The organism is Tistrella mobilis (assembly GCF_041468085.1).
Classification (GTDB): Bacteria; Pseudomonadota; Alphaproteobacteria; order Tistrellales; family Tistrellaceae; genus Tistrella; species Tistrella mobilis_A.
This window is the reverse complement of record NZ_CP121017.1, coordinates 3,328,488-3,347,096: the sequence shown is the minus strand read 5'-3', so window position 1 is coordinate 3,347,096 and position 18,609 is coordinate 3,328,488. Positions and strand designations below refer to the sequence as shown.

Genomic DNA, 18,609 nt, shown 5'->3' with positions numbered 1-18,609 from the left:
CGGGAGAGGTGCATCCGCCCGTCTGCCGTCGGACGGGTGCTACATGACAGCCATATTGGAGGTTGAGGGCGTCGGCTTGAAGTTCGGCGGCGTGGCCGCCCTGACCGATGTATCGCTCACCGTGAAGGAAGGCACGATCACCACCGTGATCGGCCCCAATGGCGCAGGTAAGACCTCTCTGTTCAACGCCATCTCGGGCTTCTACAAGCCCGACACCGGCACGGTGCGCTTTCGCGGCCGGGACGTCAGCCGCCTGAAGCCGCCGGCCCGTGCGGCGCTGGGGCTTGCCCGCACTTTCCAGAACATCGCCCTGTTCCGCGGCATGACCGTGCTCGACAACATCAAGCTCGGCGCGCATGTCCATCTGAAGACCGGGCTGATCGATGCCCTGATCTATCGCGGCCGGGCGCGGGCGGAAGAGGCGCGGCTGCGGCAGGAGGTGGAGGAGCGGATCATCGATTTCCTGGAAATCGACCATATCCGCGGGCTTCCCGTCGGCGCCCTGCCTTACGGCCTGCAGAAGCGGGTGGAGCTGGCGCGCGCGCTGGCCATGCGGCCGGCCGTGCTGATGCTGGACGAGCCGGTGGCGGGCATGAACCGCGAGGAACGCGAAGACATGGCCCGCTTCATCCTGGACGTGAAGGAGGAATGGGGCGTCACCGTGCTCATGGTCGAACACGATATGGGGCTGGTGATGGACATTTCCGATCACGTCGCGGTGCTGAATTTCGGCAAGCGCATCGCCGCCGGCCGGCCGGCCGAGGTCCAGAAAGATCCTGAAGTGATCCGCGCCTATCTGGGGGCGGGCGATGTCGGGCAGATGCGCGCACGGCTGGAGGCGGGGCAGGCGGCGGCCTGACCCGTGGCCGTCTTTCTGCCCGAACCAGCCCTGTACGACCAGAAATCCCCCCTTGCCTAGCATCCTGCATGTGGAAGGAGGCGGCCGTTGGATTGGCTGTTCTTCGGCGAAGTCAGCCTTGCGGGGCTGGCGACCGGCGGGCTCTATGCCCTGATCGCCCTCGGATTCGTGATCATCTACAAGGCCACGCGGGTCATCAATTTCGCCGTCGGCGAGATGATGATGTTCTCGGCTTATCTGTTCCTCACCTTCGCCGGCATCCTCGACTGGCCCTGGTATGTGTCTCTGCCGCTGGCGGTGATCGGCGGATCGCTTCTGGGCGGCATCATCGAGCGGGTCGCGATCCGGCCGATGCTGGGCGAGAACCCGATCTCGGTGGTGATGGTGACGGTCGGCATCGCCAGCGTGCTGATCGGCCTGGCCGAAATGCTCTGGACCGCCGACCCGCAGCTGCTGCCCGATTTCCTGCCGCGGGAGCCGATCATGATCGGCGAGATGTTCGTGGCGCCGAAATCCGCCTGGGCCTTCGTGATCGCGGCCTGCGTGATCGCCGTCTACCTGCTCTATTTCCGCTTCTCCCGCGGCGGCGTGGCCCTTCGCGCCACGGCGTCCGACCAGGCGGCGGCCTATTCGATGGGCATCGCCGTGCCCAAGGTGTTCTCGGCCGCCTGGATGGCCGGGGCCTTTGCGGCGGCGATCTCCGGGATCCTGGTTGCCGCCAGCGGCGGGCTCAGCCCGCAGATGGGCGTGGTCGGGCTGTCGATCCTGGTGATCGTGATCCTGGGCGGGCTCGACAGCATTCTGGGCGCGCTGATCGGCGGGCTGTTCGTGGGCTGGATCGAGACCATCGCCGGCACCTATCTCGGCGGTGAATACCGCCAGCTCGCCACCTTCACCCTGCTGGCGGCGATTCTGATCATCCGCCCCTACGGCCTGTTCGGCACCCGCGAGATCGAGCGCCTCTGAGCCGGCACGCGGCCGGACCTTCCTTCGCCACCACCGCACCGGAGACCGGATCGCGATGCGTATCGGTGACGCCAAGACCAGCTATATCGCCGACGAGATGATCTTCGACACGCCCGTGCGCCGGGCGTGGTTCGCGGCCCTGATCGTGGCCATCCTGGTCTTTCCCCTGATCGGCAACGACTACACCATCTATCTGGCCTGTCTGGTCGCGATCAACGTGATCAGCGCCACCGGGCTCAACATCCTGACCGGCTTCACCGGCCAGATTTCGCTCGGCCAGGCGGCCTTCATGGGGATCGGCGGCTATACGGTCGCGGTCTTCGCCAGCCGCTGGGGGGTGCCCTTCATTCTGACCCTGCCGCTGGCGGGGCTCGTCTCCGCCGCCTTCGGCGTGCTGGTCGGCCTGCCGTCGCTCAGGGTCAAGGGGCTTTATCTCGCGATCGCGACGCTTGCCGCCTCGGTCATCGCCCATTTCGTCTTCGCCCATTGGGATCCGGTCACCGGCGGCATCGGCGGCCTGCAGGTGCCGCCGGCCGAACTCTTCGGCCTGGTGCTGGGCGACGACCGGTCGATGTACTGGCTGATCATGGGGGTGGCGGTGATCGCCTGCATGGGCGCGCGCAACCTGTTCCGCACCCGGGTCGGGCGCGCCTTCATCGCCATCCGCGACCGCGACATCTCGGCCGAGGTGCTGGGCATCGACCTGCTGCGCTGGAAGCTCTACGCCTTTGCGCTCAGCTCTTTCTATGCCGGGGTGGCCGGCGGGCTCTTCGCCTATTTCTTCCGGGTGGTGACGCCCGAAAGCTTCCCGCTCACCATGTCGATCTTCTTCCTGGCGGCGATCATCGTCGGCGGGATGGGCTCGATCCTGGGCGGCATTCTGGGGGCGATCTTCATGACCCTGGTCCCCGAGGCGCTGCGCTTCGTGACCACCATGGTCACCCCCTTCTACCCGCAGGCTCCGGTCGTGCTGTCGCCGATGCGCGAGGTGGTCTTCGGCCTGCTGATCGTCCTGTTCCTGATCTTCGAACCCCATGGTCTGGCCGAGATGTGGCGCAGGCTCCGGCGGTTCTTCCACCTCTGGCCCTTCCGCACCTGACGGGTGCCCGGGGCCTGCACGATCGTCAACGACCGCCGGCCAGAACCGGCGGCAGGCGTCCTTGTCAGGGAGGAGACACCCATGTCCAGCATCATGCGCGGCCTCTCGCGCCGCGATCTCCTGAAATATGGCGGCGGTGCCGCGGCCCTCGGCCTTGCGCTCAAATCCGGGCTCGACCCGCGCATGGCGCTTGCGGCCGACGACATCGTCATCGGCGGTTCGCTGCCGATGACCGGCGTCTTCGCCTTTGCCGGCATCGCCGGCCATCAGGGGCTGAACGATTTCGTCGAATGGAAGAACGCCAATGGCGGCGTCGCCGGGCGCCAGCTGCGCTATGTGATGGAAGACACCGGCTATAAGGTCGACGTGTCGGTGGCGGCCTTCAAAAAGATCACCGCCGCCCACAAGCCGCCCTTCTATTTCGGCGACAGCACCGGCTTCGAAAAGGCGATCGCCTCGGAACTGGTCCAGATGGGCACGACGGTGATGTCGGGGGCGAGCTTCGCCTCGGAACTCGCCGATCCCGGCCGCTATCCCTATCACTTCATCGCCGGCCCCAGCTATGCCGAGCAGGTCGGCATTCTGCTGCAATACATCAAGAACGAGGCCTCGGGCGGTTCGGCGCCCAAGCTGGCGCTGGTCTACAGCGACACCGAATTCGGCCGCGACCCGATCGCCTCGGCCAAGGCGCGCGCCAAGGCGCTGGGTATCGAGCTGGTCGATGAAATCGTGACCAAACCCGGCAGTGTCGACGTCTCGGCGGAAGTGCTGAAGCTGCGCCGCTCGCGTCCCGACTATGTGATCTTCCACGGCTATGTGCTGTCGCCGATCAACGAATTCATCGTCCAGATGAAGCAGATGGGTCTGAAGACGAAGTTCATGGGCACCTATTACACCATGGACAAGCTGCTGATCGATCAGGTAGGCGAGCCGTCGGACGGCTTCATGGGCGTGATGCCCTACAACTATTACGACAGTGACGCCAGCGGTGCCAATTTCGACGCCATGCGCGCCTGGACGAAGCAGCATGCGCCCGACGTGACCTACCGCCCCGTCCCCTATGTCGCCAGCTGGTTCACCGGCATGCTGTTTGCCGAAATCGCCCGGCGGGTGATTGAGGGCGGCCAGGAGATGACCGCCAGAAACATGAAGGCGGCGCTGGAGAGCATCGAGAACTGGGACACCGGCGGCATCATCGGCCTGCCGATTTCGATGAAGACCCATTCGGTGCCGGTGGGCCGCATCTACCAGGTCAGGTTCTCGGAAAAGCGCTACGTGCCGGCCTCCGACTGGATCGCGCTCACCTGACCTCGTCCGACCGACGACCGGTCCGGGATCCTGTGCCCGGGCCGGCCGCATTCTCCGGGGCCCTGCCGATGACGTCAGCCTCTCCCGATCCTCTGCTCGACATCGAGAATATCGAGGTCGTCTACAATCACACGGTGCAGGTGCTGCGCGGGCTGTCGATCCGCGTCGCCCCCGGCGCGATCGTGGCCCTGCTCGGCGCCAATGGTGCCGGCAAGTCGACCACGCTCAAGACCGTGTCCGGCCTGATCCGGCTGGAGAATGGCGGGCTGACCGCCGGCCATGTCCGCTTCCGCGGCCGCGAGGCCTGGGGGCGGGAGCCCGACCGGCTGGTTCATGACGGGTTGTTTCATGTGATGGAGGGCCGCCGGGTCTTCGAGGATCTGACGGTCGAAGAGAATCTGATCGCGGCGACCTATGCCCGCAATGCCGGCAGCGTCGGCTCCACCGACGATGCGCTGGCCATGGTCTATGGCTATTTCCCGCGGCTGAAAGAGCGGCGCAAGGGGCTTGCCGGCTATCTCTCGGGCGGCGAACAGCAGATGCTGGCCATCGGCCGGGCGCTGGTGGCCGAGCCGCAGCTGATCATGCTCGACGAGCCGTCGCTGGGCCTTGCCCCCATGGTGGTGGAAGAGATCTTCTCGATCGTGCTGCGCATCAATCGCGAGCGCGGGGCCGCGGTGCTGCTGGTCGAACAGAACGCCGCGATCGCCCTCGCGGTTGCCGATTATGCCTACATCATGGAAAGCGGCCGGGTGGTGATCGACGGCACGCCGGCCCAGCTTGCCGCCAATCAGGACGTGCAGGAATTCTATCTGGGCCATGGCGGCGAGGATGGCGGCGGCCGGTCCTTCCGCGACATCAAGCATTACAAGCGGCGCAAGCGGTGGCTGTCATGACCATGGCGATTCCGACCCTGACCATGCCCCAGATGCTGCGCGAGCATGCCCGCCGGCAGGGCGACCGGCTCGCGATCCGCCAGAAGGATTACGGCATCTGGCAGCCGATCACCTGGGCCGGCTATTTCGAGCGCGCCCGCGCCTTCGGGCTGGGGCTGGAGGCGCTGGGCGTGGGCGCCGGGGGCCATGTCGGCATTCTGTCCGAAAACCGGGCCGAATGGGTGATCGCCCAGCTGGGCACCGGCATCATCGGTGCGGTCACGGTCGGCGTCTACCCGACCAGCCCTGCGGGCGAGGTCGCCTATGTGCTCGCCCATGCCGATGTCGACGTGGTGGTGGTGGAGGATCAGGAACAGGCGGACAAGGTGCTGGAGCGGCGGGCGGAACTGCCGCGGCTGCGCCGGATCGTGGTCGTCGACATGCGTGGCCTGCGCGGCTACGACGACCCCGACCTGATCGCCTTCAGCGAGGTGGAACGGCTGGGCGCCGGACGCCATGCCGCCGATCCCGGCCGCGCCGATGCGCTGCTCGATGCCCAGACGCTGGATGACACCGCGTTGATGATCTACACCTCGGGCTCGACCGGAAAGCCCAAGGGGGCGGTGATCACCTATCGCAACATCACCCATGTCGTGCCCGGGCTGGTGGCGCGGCTGCATCTGGACGGCGACGCCTCCAGCCTCAGCTATCTGCCGCTCTGCCATGTCGCCGAACAGGCGATGACCAATTTCGCACCGCTCTATCTGGGCAGCCGGATTTCGTTCGGCGAAAGCCTGCGCACCGTACAGTCGGATCTGCGCGAGGTGGCGCCCAGCTTTTTCCTGGGCGTACCCCGGATCTGGGAAAAACTGCACGCAGCGATCCACATCAAGATGGCCGAGACCGGCGGCTGGCGGAAGGCGCTGTTCGACCGCGCGGTCCGCGACTGCACGCCACTTGCCTGGAAACCGCGCCGCGACTGGGCATTGGCCGAGCGACTGCGCTTCGCGCTCTGGTATCTGCTGGTGTTCCGGGCGTTGCAGAATTTCATCGGCCTGCGCCGGGTCCATGTCGCCCTTACCGGTGCGGCCCCGATTTCGCCCGAGATCCTGCGCTTCTTCCGCACCATCGGGGTGCCGCTGGTCGAGGCTTATGGCCAGACCGAGACCTCGGGCGTGGCTATCGGCCAGGCGCCCGAGGATGCCCGGCCGGGCATGGTCGGCACCGCCGTCGACGGGGTGGAGGTGAAGCTCGATCCCGCGACCGGCGAAATCCTGGTCCGTGGCGGTTCGGTCTTCGCCGGCTACTACAAGAACGAGGCCGCCACCCGCGACACCATCCGCGACGGCTGGCTGCATACCGGCGATGTCGGGGAAGAGGTCGACGGCCATATCCGCATCGTCGACCGGATCAAGGACATCATGATCACCGCCGGCGGCAAGAACCTGTCGCCGACCGAGATCGAGAATGCCGCCAAATCCAGCCCCTATATCAAGGAATGCGTGGTGATCGGCGACCGGCGCAAATACGTCGCCGCCCTGATCCAGATCGACTACGACACCGTCGCGCGCTGGGCCGAAGAGCAGGGCATCGCCTACACCACCTTCCGGTCGCTGGCCGAGAACCCGAAGGTGCGGGCCCTGATCGACGCCGAAATCGCCCGTGCCAATGCCGGTCTCGCCCCCGTGTCGCAGATCCGCCGCTTCCACCTGCTGACCAAGGAACTGGACCATGACGACGACGAGGTGACGGCGACCATGAAGATCCGGCGCAGCAATGTGTACAGGAAGTACACCGACGTCATTGAGGGGCTTTACGCCTGACGAAAAAAAACGGCCCCGACGGGGGAAGCGTCGGGGCCGTGATGCGGTGACCGGTCCGTCTTGCTGCCCGGCGATGCGGCCCCTTGGGGAGAGGGGCGGACGGTGGGGCCGAGGGAGGGCGGCCGGACCGTCATCAAGGCATCGCGGGGCTGGTCGCAAGTGGGGAACGACCGGTCCCGTCGGCGTCGCGCAGCACTCGGGCCTGAGGGAGGGCAGGCGGAGGCGCAGCAGACGCCGGGCTGGGGTCGGGCCGGTTGCCGAGGGAGGGCGGCAGCGGCCCGGGCAGGCTGAAGCGGGGGAAACGCTTCAGTTATCGCATCGGGCTCCGGGGGAGGACGGTTCCTGATGCGAAGCTTGTTTCAGGCGCGGCATCCGGCCATATTCACGGCCGGGCTCGCCGGATCACACGCCGTAGCCGGCAACCTCGTGACCCTGGCGACCATGGGTCGCGACCGAGCGGATCTCGCCGCGCGAGATGCCGATATCGGCCAGCATGCGGTCGTCCAGGGACTTCAGTTCGGCGTAGGTCCGACGCTCCAGGCGCCAGCGGATCACGCGGGCGATCACGTTCTTCAGCGAGATGACGCCAGGAATGAAGGCGGTCATGACAGGTCTCCTAGGGGCTGCGCCGTCTTCGCTGCCGGGCCTCTCGACCGGTCGCATCCTGAAGATCTTTCAGGGCTGCGTGCTTGGGGGGCTCGGTCGGGGCGCCTGAGCTGCGGCGGCGCATCGTGTCGTTTCGATGAGCTAGAGATACGCCTGATCGATCGGTTTCGGGAGGGGTCCTTTTCGCACTGCAACAATGCAGCTTCTGCATGGCACCAGACCCGTGCGCGATCTGCATGGCTTTCCTATCAGGTATGAGGCGAGTTTCCCTGCTTCTGGTTCCGCCTGCTCCGGTGCATAATGGCCCCAGCCCGAGCCCGGGGAGGCCGGAGCAGACGGCCCGCGCGGGAGAGATGGCGCGGGATCCGGCCTGTTCCGGAACGACGGCTCGCGGTGGTCGGATCCGGGCCGGCCGGTTGCCGAAGGTGACCGCCCAAGGCCCCCGCCGGACGCCGCGGCACCCGGGTCGTCGACGCATGATGTTGGATCGCAACCAGAAAAAGATGGGGAAGCGATGAGACTCAATCCGATCCGGACCGCCACCGCGGCCGTTGTCGCCTCGATGCTTACCGCTGCGGCGCCGGCCTGGGCCGAGGGAGCCAAGATCGGCGCGCTGATGCCGCTGACCGGCGATCTGCAGGCCTATGGCGTTGCCTCGGTGAACGGCGCGCTGCTGGCTGCTGCCGAGATCAATGGTCAGGGCGGCGTGCTGGGCGGCAAGCTGACGCTCGAAGTGGCGGACGATCAGACCAACGCCCAGGCGGGTGTGGATGCGGCCCAGCGGCTGGTCTCCGTGGCGGGCGTGAATGCGATGGTCGGCGCTCTGTCGTCGGGCGTCACCATTCCGGTGGCCACCACCGTGTCTGCACCGCGCATGGTGCCCCAGATCTCGCCGGCCTCGACCTCGCCGGTGATCACCTCGCTCGACGACAAGGACTTCCTGTTCCGCTCGGTGCCGTCCGACGCCCTTCAGGGCACGGTGATGGGGCAGCTTGCAGCCAATCAGGGCTACAAGACCGTGTCGGTGATGTACATCAACAACGACTATGGCCAGGGCCTGGCGGAGGAATTCGCCAAGACCTTCGAGAAGGGCGGCGGCAAGGTCGCAAGCTCGCAGTCCTTCGAGCCGGGCAGCGTGTCCTATCGTGGCGAACTCACCGCAGCGGCCAAGGACGGGGCCGAAGCGCTGATCCTGATCGCCTATCCTGAGACCGGCACCACCGTGGTGCGTCAGGCGCTGGAAGAGGGGCTGTTCACCAAGTTCGTCTTCTCCGACGGCCTGAAGGCTCCGGAGATGTCGCGTGCGATCGGTGAGAAATATCTCAAGGACGTGGTCGGCATCGCCCCTGAGGCCGTGGCCGACAGCCCCGCGGCGACGAAGTTCCGGACGGCCTATGAGGCGAAGTTCAAGGAGCTGCCGCCCAAGCCCTATATCGACACCACCTATGACGCGGTCTATGTCCTGGCGCTGGCCATGGAGAAGGCCGGTTCCACCGACGGTACCAAGATCCGTGATGCACTCCGCGAGGTTGCGAATGCTCCGGGCGAAAAGGTTCTGCCGGGCGAGTGGGAAAAGGCAGTCAAGCTGATCAAGGAAGGCAAGGACATCGACTATGTCGGCGCCTCGGGCTCCCTTGAATTCGACGCGGCCGGCGACGTGCCGGGCACCTTTGCCATCTATCAGTTCGGCAACGGCACCGTCGAGACCCGCGAGATCGTCGAGCCCAAGCTCTGATCGATCCCGTCGGGGACCGCAGACCTGACGACCAGCGCGGCGGCCGGGCAACCGGCCGCCGCGTCTTATTGTCCGGAGGAGGCGTCCCGGGCCGGATGCCCCTGGCACATAGACGCATTCGGGATATATCTTAAGGAGCGGCTCCCGAGGGGCCGGCACGCCGCCACCGGAGCACGCCGATGCGCCTGACGACCTTTTCCGATTATGCCCTGCGCAGCCTGATCTTCGTGGCGGTCGCCCCCGGCCGGCTGGTCACCATCGGCGAGATCGCCGAGGCCTACGGCATTTCCCGCAACCATCTGATGAAGGTGGTCCACCAGCTGGGCCGGCTCGGCCATCTGGAAACCGTGCGCGGCAAGGGCGGCGGGCTGCGCCTGGGGCAGGCGCCCGAAGACATCCGCATCGGCGCGGTGCTGCGCGAAACCGAGCGCGACAGCGCCCTGCTCGAATGTTTCGATACCCACGGCAATTGCCGCATCCTGCCCGCCTGCGTGCTGCGCGGCGCGCTGGCCGAAGCGGCCGAAGCCTTCTATGCCCATATGGACCGCTACACCCTGGCCGACCTCACCCGCCCGCGCTGCGAGATTGCGAGCCTGCTCGGCCTCGACCGGGCGACCGACGCGGCCTGACGGTCACTTTGCCGCGGCCGTCACCCTCGACCAGTCCAGCCCGAAGCGGGCCAGATATTTGCGCAGCCGGTCGGCATCATTGGGCGCGGCTTTCCGGGCGCGCGAGGCTGCGAACAGGGCCCGCCCGGCAGCGCTGAGGCTGGGGGCGTTGCGACAGGCATGCACGACCCCCGCCAGCTGGATGCGGTCGAACGGGTCGATCTGGTCCAGCCGCGCCGCGTCCAGCAGGCCGGAGAGCGCGTCATCCGCGCTGTCCGGCGCCCGGCGCTGCCAGGCCCGTTCCAGCCGCTCGATCTCCTCCGCCACCACCTCTTCGGTGATCCGGCCGCCGGGGGCGAGGGTCGCCATCCGGGTGACCGCCGCACCGAGGTCGCGGAAATTGCCCGGCCACAGCCCGCGCGGCCCGGTGGCGAAGGCGAGAAACAGCTGCCGCGCTTCCCGGCTGAACGAGACCTGGCGGCCTTCACGGGCACCGTGACGGCGCAGCTCCTCGTCGAGATTGGGGTCGATATCCTCGGGTCGGCGGGCCAGGCCCGGCAGGTCGAAGCTCCAGAGGTCGATGCGGGCGAGCAGATCCTCGCGGAACCGGCCTTCCGCCACGGCGGTGCCAAGGTCGCGATTGGTGCCCGCGATCAGCTGGAACCGGCTGACGACCTCGCGATCGGCGCCAAGCGGCAGGAAGCGGCCTTCCTCGATCGCGCGCAGGATCATCGCCTGTTCGTCCAGCCCCAACTCGCCGATTTCGTCCAGGAACAGCAGCCCGCCATCCGCCGCGCGCAACAAACCCGCCCGTTCGGCCACCGCCCCGGTGAAGGCGCCGCGGACATGGCCGAACAGGGCCGACATGGCGCCGTCACCGCGCAGGGTGGCGCAATTGACCTCGATGAAGGCGCCGTCGACCTGGCGGCGCTGTTTCTTCAGCTCGAAGATCCGGCGGGCGAGGGCGGTCTTGCCGGCGCCGGTCGGGCCGGTCAGCAGGATCGGCGCGGTCGAATGCAGGGCCACCCGTTCGATGCGCTCGATCAGCCGGTTGAAGCCGGGATTGCGGGTGTCGATTCCGGCCTTGAGGAAGGATGTGCCGTCACGCCGCTCCTGTCCGAAGCGGCTGGCGATGCGGTCATAGCGCGACAGGTCGATGTCGACGATGGTGTGGCTGCCGAAACCGCCCGGCCGTTCCCGGGCCGGTGGCGGCGAGACCTGGATCAGCCGCGCCGGGATGTAGCGCGCCTCGACCAGCAGGAACCAGCAGATCTGCATGACATGGGTTCCGGTCGTCATGTGGATCAGATAGTCCTCGGCCTCGGTGTCGAAGGGAAAGCTGCGGGCGAAATCATGCAGCAGGCCGTAGACCTCTTCGAAATCCCAGGGATTGCCGATCGTCATCTCTTCGGGGCGCACCTCCACCCCGGGCGCGATCAGGCCGATATCGTCGACCAGGCGCGCCACCAGCTTGCGGGCACCGGCCCCATGCAGAAGATGCAGCCGATGGATGCCGATCCCCGGCTGCTGAACCAGCGAGATCGTCGGCCGCCAGGCCTTCCAGCGATGCGGGCCGGCCGCCACATCCAGCGTGGTGCCCGCGAACCCGATCACGACCCGGCGCTTCGACATAGCCTTATCCTGACGTATAAGTTCCGAGACAACAGGATCATATCCGGTCGCACCCGCGCCGCCCAGCCGGTGCGGCAAGCGGAAGAGACTGTCCTGTCTGACCAGAGGCTTATCCGGATCCCTGCCCGCCGCCCTCACCCTGGCACGGGCTTCGCAGAGAGGGTGACACCTGTCCTTCCGCAGCCGGGGATGACCTGCGATGGCCTTCGATCTTCTTGCAGACCGTTATGAACCCGCCCGCGACCGGCCGGCCGCGATGGTCAAGATGTGGACCCGCGGCGTGCCGGTCGACGAGCTTGCGATGCGGCAACTGCTCAACACCGCCTCGATGCCCTTCATCCACAAATGGCTGGCGGTGATGCCCGACGTCCATCTGGGCAAGGGGGCGACCATCGGCTCGGTGATCCCGACCGTGGGCGCGATCATCCCGGCGGCGGTCGGTGTCGATATCGGTTGCGGCATGATGGCGGTGCGTACCTCGCTCACCGCCGATGATCTGCCCGACAGCCTGGCGGGCATCCGCTCGGCGCTCGAAGCCGCCGTGCCCCATGGCCGCACGGGCGGGCGGAAGAAGCGGGATGCCGGCGCGTGGGGCGACGATCTGCCACCGGCGGTGACGATGGCCTGGGCGGGGCTCGATGCCGGCTATCGGGCGCTGATCGCCCGGCATCCGGCCCTGGTCAAGGGCAATGCGATCGTTCATCTGGGCACGCTCGGCACCGGCAATCACTTCCTGGAAGTCTGCCTGGACGAGGCCGATCGGGTCTGGGTGATGCTGCATTCCGGCTCGCGCGGCATCGGCAACATGATCGGCACGCGGTTCATCGAACTCGCCAAAGAGGATATGCGCCGCTATCACCTGGACCTGCCCGATGTCGATCTCGCCTATCTGCCCGAGGGCACGGCGCATTTCGACGATTACGTGATGGCGGTGGAATGGGCGCAGCATTTCGCGATGACCAATCGCCGGGTGATGATGGACCATGCCGTCGCCGCCCTCCGGAAGGTGATGACGCGGCCCTTTGATGCGACGTTGGAGGCGGTGAACTGCCACCACAATTACGTGGCGCGCGAGTGGCATTACGGCCGCGAGGTCTGGGTCACCCGCAAGGGGGCGGTGCGTGCGGCAGATGGTCTTGCCGGCATCATCCCGGGATCGATGGGGGCGAAATCCTTCATCGTGCGCGGCAGGGGCAATCCCGAGAGCTTCTGCTCCTGCTCCCACGGGGCCGGGCGGGTGGTCTCGCGCATCGAAGCCCATCGCCGCTTCACGCTCGACGATCATCTGCGCGATACCGCCGGGGTCGAATGCCGCAAGGATGCGGGCGTGCTCGACGAGACGCCCAAAGCCTATAAGGACATCGATGCGGTAATGGCCGCCCAGGCCGATCTGGTCGAGGTGGTGCACACCCTGCGGCAGGTGGTCTGCGTGAAAGGATGATACCGCCCGGGCTGTTGACAGCCCCTGTCAGCAGGCCGGGCGCATGATCCCGCAGGTGCCGCTCATGGGGAGCCGGCCGAACGGGAGCGGGATCGATGACCCATCCGACCTATGTGCTGCTCTATGTCGCCGACCCGGCGGCAAGTGCGATTTTTTACGCCGATCTCTTCGACACCCGCCCGGTGGATGTATCCCCGGCCTTTGCCCTGTTCGCGCTGGAGGGCGGCATGATGCTCGGCCTGTGGGCGCAGTCTGTGGTTGTGCCGGCGCCGTCGGCGCCGCCCGGTGCCTCGGAACTCGGCATCCGCATGGCCGATGACGCCGCCGTGGATGCCGCCTTCGCCGACTGGCAGGCCCGTGGCGTCGCCATCGCCGCGGCGCCGATGATGCAGGGCTTCGGCTACAGCTTCATGGGCCTCGACCCCGACGGGCACCGGCTCAGGGTCTATGCGCTGGCCGGCGGCTGACGGCGCCGGTCAGATCACCCCGATCACCCGCAGCCACAGCACCTGCAAGGGCCAGAGCATCAGGATGGTGACGAGTGCGGTCAGCAGGCAGAGCTTTGCCACATCGCGGATCGGCAGCCCGCCGATCAGGATCGCCATCATCAGCGGCGGGGCCTGATAGGGTAGGATGACGGTCGAGAAGCCCATCACCTGGGCCGCCAGGATGGCGGGGGTGGAAAGGCCGGTGGCGGCGGCGAGATCGGCCGTGAGCGGCGTCAGGATGGCGGGCACGCCGGGCAGGGTGGTGGCCAGTGCCACCACCGTCGCCAGGCCGCCGGTGCGGAGGAAATTGCCGGCGGCGGCGCCGGGTTGCAGCCCCACCGCATCGAGCAGCACGGCGGCCAGCCAGTCGCCGAGCCCGGCATGGACGATCAGGGCGCCAAGGCCGATCACGCCGCCGGCGTAGAAGATCGGCTCCATGTTCAGCGTCTGCAATGCGCGGGGCGGCAGGAAGGCGAAGCGCGGCACCAGGCAGACCACCGCCACGGTCATGCTGACCCAGGCGGGGGAGATGTGGTGCAGGGCATCCGTCATCCAGAAGCCCAGGGCCACCAGCAGCACCAGGGCCAGCCGGCGCTGATCCGGGGTCATCGGGGCCGGCCGTTCCGGGCGCGGCACCGGCTTCTGCGGGCCGCGACCGTAGAGCAACAGCAGCACGCCGGCCAGAACCAGGGTCTTCAGCAGCCCCAGCACCGGGAAATTGGTGACGAGGTAGGTGGAAAAGCTGGGGACCGGCGCCCCTGCCGCTTCCAGAATGCCGACCATGATGTTGTTCGGCACATTGGCCGGCAGAATGGTGAACGAGGGCAGGAAGGTGCCGATCACGCCGGCCACCATCATGCCCGCATGCCGGCGGTCACCGGGATGATGGCCCAGATGTTCGGCCAGCGCCGCCAGGATCGGCAGGATCAGCACGATCCGCCCCATGGCCGATGGCATCAGGAAGGCCATGATCAGGCCGAAGGTCAGCGCGCCCAGAAGCGCGCCCTGATAGCTGGTGCCGACCCGCTGCGCCAGATGGCCGGCGATCCAGGCGCCGAGCCCGCTGTGGCGGACGGCCACCCCGATCACCAGCCCTGAAAAGATCAGCCAGAAGGCCGAAGAGGTCAGGCCCGAGAACACCACCTCGGGCGGTGCCAACCCCGTCAGCATGGCGATGGTGAAGAAGCCCAGCGCCGTGACCGATTCCGGCAGCAGCCCGGTTGCCCAGAGCCCCAGGGTCATCACCACCAGCGCGGCCGCCGGGGCCGCCGCAGGGCTGAGGCCCCCCGGTGCGGCGCCGGCTTCCGGCAGCAGGCGGATGGCCGCCACCAGAATCAGCAGCAGGCCGGCAATGGCGGTGGTGACGACCGGTGGACGGGCGGCGCTGGCGGACATGGCAGGACGGGTCTCCGGGACGGCGGGGCATGTGGGGAGAATTTCCCCATCCGCGTCACCGCGCAAGCCGTCGAAACTTGACCCGACCTGTGCGCAGATGCACAGATGGAGCCCTGATCCTGCGGAGGCTCTCGGGATGGCGGCAGGCATGGATTGGGATGATCTGAGGCTGTTCCTGGCCGTGGCGCGGGCGGGCAGCCTGACCGGCGCGGGCCGGGCGCTGGGTGTGCGCCATTCGACGGTGCTGCGACGGATGGCCGGCTTCGAGACCAAACTCGGGCTCCGGCTGTTCGATCGCGGGCCGGGCGGCTACGCCCTCACCGCCGCCGGCCGCGAACTGCTGGAAGAGGCGGCCGAGGTCGAAACCCGGCTGGTGGCGTTGGAACGGCGGCTCTCGGGGCGTGACCGGCGGCTGACCGGCACGGTCCGGATCGCGACACTGGGCGCGCTGGCACCCTGGCTGGCCGAGGCGCTGGCGGCGTTCCGCGCCCTGCATCCCGGCATCCGCACCGAGATTGCCATCTCCCACGAAACCGTCAGCCTGGCCCGGCACGAGGCGGATATCGCAATCCGCGTCAGCCGCAACCCGCCCGACAGTCTGATCGGCCGGCGGATCGCGACCCTGGTGCACGGCGTCTATGGTGCGCGCGACCATCCGCCCCTGCCGCCCGGTGCGGCCCTTGCCGAGGCCCCCTGGGTGACCTATGCCCAAGGGCGGGCGGATCTGCCCCAGGCGCGCTGGGTGGCGGCCAATATTCCCGACAGCCGGATCGTGCTGCGCACCGACCATACCGGCATGATGATCCAGGCGGTCAGGGCCGGCATCGGTCTGGGGCTCTTCGCCTGCTATCTCTGCGATGCCGACCCGGCGCTGGTGCGGCTGCGCACGCTGTCGGGGCTGGGCCTCGATCTCTGGATCCTGACCCATCCCGATCTGCGCGACACACCCCGGGTGCGGGTGCTGATGGATCATCTGGCGGCGGCCCTTGCCGCCCGTCGGCCGGCCCTGATGGGGCGGATGCCTTCCGGGGATGCGGCGCAGCCTGAAACGGGGGAAGGGGGGCGCCCGGCAGGCTGACCCGGTGTCCGGCAAAGTCGCTTGTACGCAAACGGCGCCCGGACGCAAGCGGCGCCCGAACGCAAGCGGGGGCGAGTGCCGTGGCACCCGCCCCCGGGGGATCCTGTCCGATCGGGATCCGGTGCGGTGGTCAGCGGACCTCGCGGCGATGGGCCTTGGGGTCGGCCTGGGCGGTGCGCCCGGTGCGGTAGAGCCGTTCTTCCGACAACAGACCGGCCGGACGGGTGAGCAGGATCACCTGCAGCAGCACGCCGATCAGCAGCAGGCGCAGCGCGCCCGCCTGGGTGGTCAGGCTGGCCGGCAGAACCTGACTGATGATGAACTCGCTGCCCGACCAGATGATCCAGATCACCAGAGCGCCCAGGATGGCGCCCTTGTTGTTGCCGCTGCCGCCGGCGATCAGCATCACCCAGATCAGGAAGGTGCCGACCTCGGGCATGAAGGCTTCAGAGCTGATGAAGCCGATGAAATGGGCGTAGAGCCCGCCGGCAAGCCCCATGATCGCCGCGCCGAAGACGAAGGCCTGGATGCGGAAGCCGACCACATCCTTGCCGGCCGCCGCCGCAGTGTCCTCGTTCTCGCGGATCGCGCGGAGCACCCGGCCCCAGGGGGCCTTGCGGGCGCGTTCGATCGCCAGATAGACCAGCACCACCAGCACCAGCACCAGCGCCAGATAGGCGAGTTCGAAATAGCCGCTGTCGAAGAAGGGCCGCGGAATGCCGGGAATGCCGCGCACGCCGTTGGTCAGCCAGGCTTCGTTCTTCAGGAACAGACGGACGATTTCGGCAATGCCGATGGTCGCGATCGCCAGATAGTCGGCGCGGAGATTGAGGCAGACCAGCCCGATGAACAGGCCGAGCAGGCCGGCCACGATCATGCCGCCGATCAGGCCGATCGGCAGCGGCAGGCCGAAACCGCCCAGATAGGTGCCGCCGCTGTCGGGCCCGGTCAGGATCGCCGAGGTATAGGCGCCGAGCGCATAGAAGGCGACGATGCCGAAATTGAACTGGCCCGACAGGCCCCACTGCACGTTCAGCGCCAGGCAGACGATGGCATAGATGCCGACCGAGGTGAGGAAGAAGACCGCATAGGTTTCAAGACCACCCATACCCATCATCACACCTTCCTCCCTGCGAACAGGCCGGTCGGGCGGACCAGCAGCATCACCACCATGATCGCGAACGAGACCGCGGGCTTGTAGGCGGGCGAGATCACCATGGTCGACCACTCCTGGACGATGCCGATCACCAGCCCGCCGGCGATGGCGCCATAGGGGCTGCCGATACCGCCCAGGATGGCGGCGGCGAAGACCGGGAGCAGGATGTTCCAGCCCATGGTCGGATGCAGGCGGGTGTCCATGCCCAGCAGCACGCCGGCGGTGGCGGCCAGCGCGATGCCGATCGCCCAGGTCCAGATCACGATCCGGTCGACCGAGATGCCGGTCACCTGGGCCAGATCGCGGTTGTCGCTCATCGCGCGCATGGCCTTGCCGACCCGGGTCTTCTGCAGGAACAGATGCAATGCCAGCACCAGGAAGGCGGCGACGCCGACGATCATGAAATGCGCCGGCTTGACCCGGATGTCGCCGAAGCGGATCGGCATCTGGATGCCCGACTGGTAGACCTGGGTCTCGGAGCCGAAGATCATCTGCAGAAGGGCGCGCAGGATCAGCGCGGTGCCGACCGACGAGATCAGCAGGATGACCGGCTGGGTCTTGCGCAGGCGGCGATAGATGGTCTGGTCGACGGCGATCGCGAAGAGCACCGCACCGGCGGCGCCGAAGGGCAGGGCGATGATCGGCGGCACGCCGAACGTGGTGACGACGGCGAGCGAGATATAGGCGCCGAGCGTCATGAAGTCGCCATGGGCGAAATGCGGGAAACGCAGGATCGCATAGACCAGCGACAGGCCCACGGCGCCGAGGGCGAAGACGCTGCCGAGCACGATGCCGTAGATGGTGAGCTGAAGCAGATCGGTCATTCCGCGTGGCCTCCGCCGCCCAGGAACATCTCGGCCACCTCGCGATTGTCGAGCAGTGCCGCACCGGTGTCGGTGAAACGGTCGCGGCCCTGGACCAGCACATAGCCGCGATGCGACATGGCCAGCGCCTGTTTGGCGTTCTGCTCCACCATCAGGATGCCCACGCCCAGTTCGTTGATCTTGATGATGTTCTGGAACATCTGGTCGATGATCGCGGGCGCGAGGCCGGCGGTCGGCTCGTCCAGCAGCAGCAGCTTGGGCTCCAGCATCAGCGCCCGGCCCATCGCCACCATCTGGCGCTGACCGCCCGAGAGCGAGCCTGCGGGCTGCTTGCGCTTCTCGCGCATCACCGGGAACAGGTCGTAGATGCGCTCCATGGTCGGGCGATAATCGTCGCGCCGGATGAAGGCCCCCATTTCCAGGTTTTCCTGAACGGTGAGCGTCGGGAAGACGTTGTTTTCCTGCGGCACATAGCACATGCCGTGATGAACGATGCGGTCGGGCCGCAGATTGGTGATGTCGTGTCCCTGAAAGCGGACATGGCCCTGGCGGATCTTCACCAGGCCGAAGACCGATTTCATGGCCGTCGACTTGCCGGCGCCGTTGGGGCCGATGATGACGACGATCTCGCCGTCCTCGACCCGCATGTTGACGCCGTTCAGGATGTCCACTTCGCCATAGCCGCCGCGGACGCCCTCGACTTCGAGCAGGCTCAT

The 18,609-nt window shown here is 67.3% G+C and carries 17 protein-coding genes; 11 read left to right on the top strand and 6 right to left on the bottom strand.

Annotated features, from left to right (window positions below):
* The first annotated feature begins 43 nt into the window (after positions 1 to 43).
* From P7L68_RS20710 to P7L68_RS20685, 6 genes are all read left to right on the top strand, one after another.
* On the top strand, positions 44 to 859 hold the full coding sequence (locus P7L68_RS20710; RefSeq protein ID WP_372001276.1) for an ABC transporter ATP-binding protein: 816 nt from the start codon (positions 44 to 46) through the stop codon (positions 857 to 859).
* An 87-nt stretch (positions 860 to 946) separates the two neighbouring features.
* Positions 947 to 1,825: a branched-chain amino acid ABC transporter permease gene (locus P7L68_RS20705; protein ID WP_372001274.1), complete on the top strand. Its 879-nt coding sequence runs from the start codon at positions 947 to 949 to the stop codon at positions 1,823 to 1,825.
* Positions 1,826 to 1,880: 55 nt separating this feature from the next.
* On the top strand, positions 1,881 to 2,924 hold the full coding sequence (locus tag P7L68_RS20700) for a branched-chain amino acid ABC transporter permease (RefSeq protein ID WP_372001272.1): 1,044 nt from the start codon (positions 1,881 to 1,883) through the stop codon (positions 2,922 to 2,924).
* A 93-nt stretch (positions 2,925 to 3,017) separates the two neighbouring features.
* The gene (locus P7L68_RS20695; RefSeq protein WP_372006902.1) at positions 3,018 to 4,232 is read left to right on the top strand and encodes an ABC transporter substrate-binding protein; all 1,215 of its coding nucleotides are present in this window, start codon (positions 3,018 to 3,020) and stop codon (positions 4,230 to 4,232) included.
* 68 nt (positions 4,233 to 4,300) lie between these two features.
* Positions 4,301 to 5,128, top strand: a complete 828-nt coding sequence (locus tag P7L68_RS20690; RefSeq protein ID WP_372001271.1) for an ABC transporter ATP-binding protein — start codon at positions 4,301 to 4,303, stop codon at positions 5,126 to 5,128.
* Complete coding sequence (locus tag P7L68_RS20685; protein ID WP_372001269.1) at positions 5,125 to 6,930, top strand: long-chain fatty acid--CoA ligase; 1,806 nt, start codon at positions 5,125 to 5,127, stop codon at positions 6,928 to 6,930. Before P7L68_RS20690 ends, P7L68_RS20685 begins: the two co-directional genes overlap by 4 nt.
* A gap of 402 nt (positions 6,931 to 7,332) precedes the next feature.
* Here P7L68_RS20685 and P7L68_RS20680 read toward each other — a convergent pair whose 3' ends face one another.
* On the bottom strand, positions 7,333 to 7,536 hold the full coding sequence (locus tag P7L68_RS20680; RefSeq protein WP_372001268.1) for a DUF1127 domain-containing protein: 204 nt from the start codon (positions 7,534 to 7,536) through the stop codon (positions 7,333 to 7,335).
* Between the two features lie 514 nt (positions 7,537 to 8,050).
* Here P7L68_RS20680 and P7L68_RS20675 point away from each other — a divergent pair.
* Entirely contained in the window at positions 8,051 to 9,271 is a 1,221-nt protein-coding gene (locus P7L68_RS20675; protein WP_372001266.1) for an ABC transporter substrate-binding protein, read from the top strand.
* A gap of 179 nt (positions 9,272 to 9,450) precedes the next feature.
* Positions 9,451 to 9,900 carry an Rrf2 family transcriptional regulator gene (locus tag P7L68_RS20670; protein WP_372001264.1) on the top strand — a complete coding sequence of 150 codons (450 nt, stop codon included), beginning with the start codon at positions 9,451 to 9,453 and terminating at the stop codon, positions 9,898 to 9,900.
* A gap of 3 nt (positions 9,901 to 9,903) precedes the next feature.
* On the opposite strand, the gene rtcR is transcribed toward P7L68_RS20670, so the two are convergent.
* Positions 9,904 to 11,511 (bottom strand): RNA repair transcriptional activator RtcR, encoded by a 1,608-nt coding sequence (gene rtcR / locus P7L68_RS20665; protein ID WP_372001262.1) that lies wholly within the window; start codon positions 11,509 to 11,511, stop codon positions 9,904 to 9,906.
* A gap of 199 nt (positions 11,512 to 11,710) precedes the next feature.
* Between rtcR and P7L68_RS20660 the strand changes: the two genes are divergently transcribed.
* Both P7L68_RS20660 and P7L68_RS20655 read left to right on the top strand, forming a co-directional pair.
* A complete protein-coding gene (locus P7L68_RS20660) occupies positions 11,711 to 12,952 on the top strand; it encodes an RtcB family protein (RefSeq protein WP_372001260.1) in 1,242 nt (413 codons plus the stop codon).
* Positions 12,953 to 13,047: 95 nt separating this feature from the next.
* Complete coding sequence (locus P7L68_RS20655; RefSeq protein ID WP_372001258.1) at positions 13,048 to 13,419, top strand: VOC family protein; 372 nt, start codon at positions 13,048 to 13,050, stop codon at positions 13,417 to 13,419.
* Between the two features lie 9 nt (positions 13,420 to 13,428).
* Here P7L68_RS20655 and P7L68_RS20650 read toward each other — a convergent pair whose 3' ends face one another.
* The gene (locus P7L68_RS20650) at positions 13,429 to 14,835 is read right to left on the bottom strand and encodes an SLC13 family permease (RefSeq protein WP_372001256.1); all 1,407 of its coding nucleotides are present in this window, start codon (positions 14,833 to 14,835) and stop codon (positions 13,429 to 13,431) included.
* A gap of 148 nt (positions 14,836 to 14,983) precedes the next feature.
* Here P7L68_RS20650 and P7L68_RS20645 point away from each other — a divergent pair, with 148 nt between their 5' ends.
* The gene (locus P7L68_RS20645; protein WP_372001254.1) at positions 14,984 to 15,913 is read left to right on the top strand and encodes a LysR family transcriptional regulator; all 930 of its coding nucleotides are present in this window, start codon (positions 14,984 to 14,986) and stop codon (positions 15,911 to 15,913) included.
* A gap of 130 nt (positions 15,914 to 16,043) precedes the next feature.
* Here the strand turns inward: P7L68_RS20645 and P7L68_RS20640 are convergent, their stop codons facing one another.
* From P7L68_RS20640 to P7L68_RS20630, 3 genes are read right to left on the bottom strand one after another with little or no spacing between them, the layout of a single operon-like run.
* Positions 16,044 to 17,027, bottom strand: coding sequence for a branched-chain amino acid ABC transporter permease (locus P7L68_RS20640; protein WP_372006900.1), 984 nt, complete (start codon positions 17,025 to 17,027; stop codon positions 16,044 to 16,046).
* A 2-nt stretch (positions 17,028 to 17,029) separates the two neighbouring features.
* Positions 17,030 to 17,893, bottom strand: coding sequence for a branched-chain amino acid ABC transporter permease (locus P7L68_RS20635; protein WP_372001252.1), 864 nt, complete (start codon positions 17,891 to 17,893; stop codon positions 17,030 to 17,032).
* Positions 17,890 to 18,609 (bottom strand): ABC transporter ATP-binding protein, encoded by a 720-nt coding sequence (locus P7L68_RS20630; RefSeq protein WP_372001250.1) that lies wholly within the window; start codon positions 18,607 to 18,609, stop codon positions 17,890 to 17,892. Before P7L68_RS20630 ends, P7L68_RS20635 begins: the two co-directional genes overlap by 4 nt.

What these genes read in the sequence shown, in the direction of transcription:
- rtcR (WP_372001262.1), bottom strand. Translation starts at nt 11,511, where the DNA reads ATGTCGAAGCGCCGGGTCGTGATCGGGTTCGCGGGCACCACGCTGGAT.
- P7L68_RS20655 (WP_372001258.1), top strand. Translation starts at nt 13,048, where the DNA reads ATGACCCATCCGACCTATGTGCTGCTCTATGTCGCCGACCCGGCGGCA.
- P7L68_RS20685 (WP_372001269.1), top strand. Translation starts at nt 5,125, where the DNA reads ATGACCATGGCGATTCCGACCCTGACCATGCCCCAGATGCTGCGCGAG.
- P7L68_RS20670 (WP_372001264.1), top strand. Translation starts at nt 9,451, where the DNA reads ATGCGCCTGACGACCTTTTCCGATTATGCCCTGCGCAGCCTGATCTTC.
- P7L68_RS20710 (WP_372001276.1), top strand. Translation starts at nt 44, where the DNA reads ATGACAGCCATATTGGAGGTTGAGGGCGTCGGCTTGAAGTTCGGCGGC.
- P7L68_RS20695 (WP_372006902.1), top strand. Translation starts at nt 3,018, where the DNA reads ATGCGCGGCCTCTCGCGCCGCGATCTCCTGAAATATGGCGGCGGTGCC.
- P7L68_RS20640 (WP_372006900.1), bottom strand. Translation starts at nt 17,027, where the DNA reads ATGGGTATGGGTGGTCTTGAAACCTATGCGGTCTTCTTCCTCACCTCG.
- P7L68_RS20675 (WP_372001266.1), top strand. Translation starts at nt 8,051, where the DNA reads ATGAGACTCAATCCGATCCGGACCGCCACCGCGGCCGTTGTCGCCTCG.
- P7L68_RS20645 (WP_372001254.1), top strand. Translation starts at nt 14,984, where the DNA reads ATGGATTGGGATGATCTGAGGCTGTTCCTGGCCGTGGCGCGGGCGGGC.
- P7L68_RS20700 (WP_372001272.1), top strand. Translation starts at nt 1,881, where the DNA reads ATGCGTATCGGTGACGCCAAGACCAGCTATATCGCCGACGAGATGATC.
- P7L68_RS20650 (WP_372001256.1), bottom strand. Translation starts at nt 14,835, where the DNA reads ATGTCCGCCAGCGCCGCCCGTCCACCGGTCGTCACCACCGCCATTGCC.
- P7L68_RS20630 (WP_372001250.1), bottom strand. Translation starts at nt 18,609, where the DNA reads ATGAGCCTGCTCGAAGTCGAGGGCGTCCGCGGCGGCTATGGCGAAGTG.
- P7L68_RS20690 (WP_372001271.1), top strand. Translation starts at nt 4,301, where the DNA reads ATGACGTCAGCCTCTCCCGATCCTCTGCTCGACATCGAGAATATCGAG.
- P7L68_RS20680 (WP_372001268.1), bottom strand. Translation starts at nt 7,536, where the DNA reads ATGACCGCCTTCATTCCTGGCGTCATCTCGCTGAAGAACGTGATCGCC.
- P7L68_RS20660 (WP_372001260.1), top strand. Translation starts at nt 11,711, where the DNA reads ATGGCCTTCGATCTTCTTGCAGACCGTTATGAACCCGCCCGCGACCGG.
- P7L68_RS20635 (WP_372001252.1), bottom strand. Translation starts at nt 17,893, where the DNA reads ATGACCGATCTGCTTCAGCTCACCATCTACGGCATCGTGCTCGGCAGC.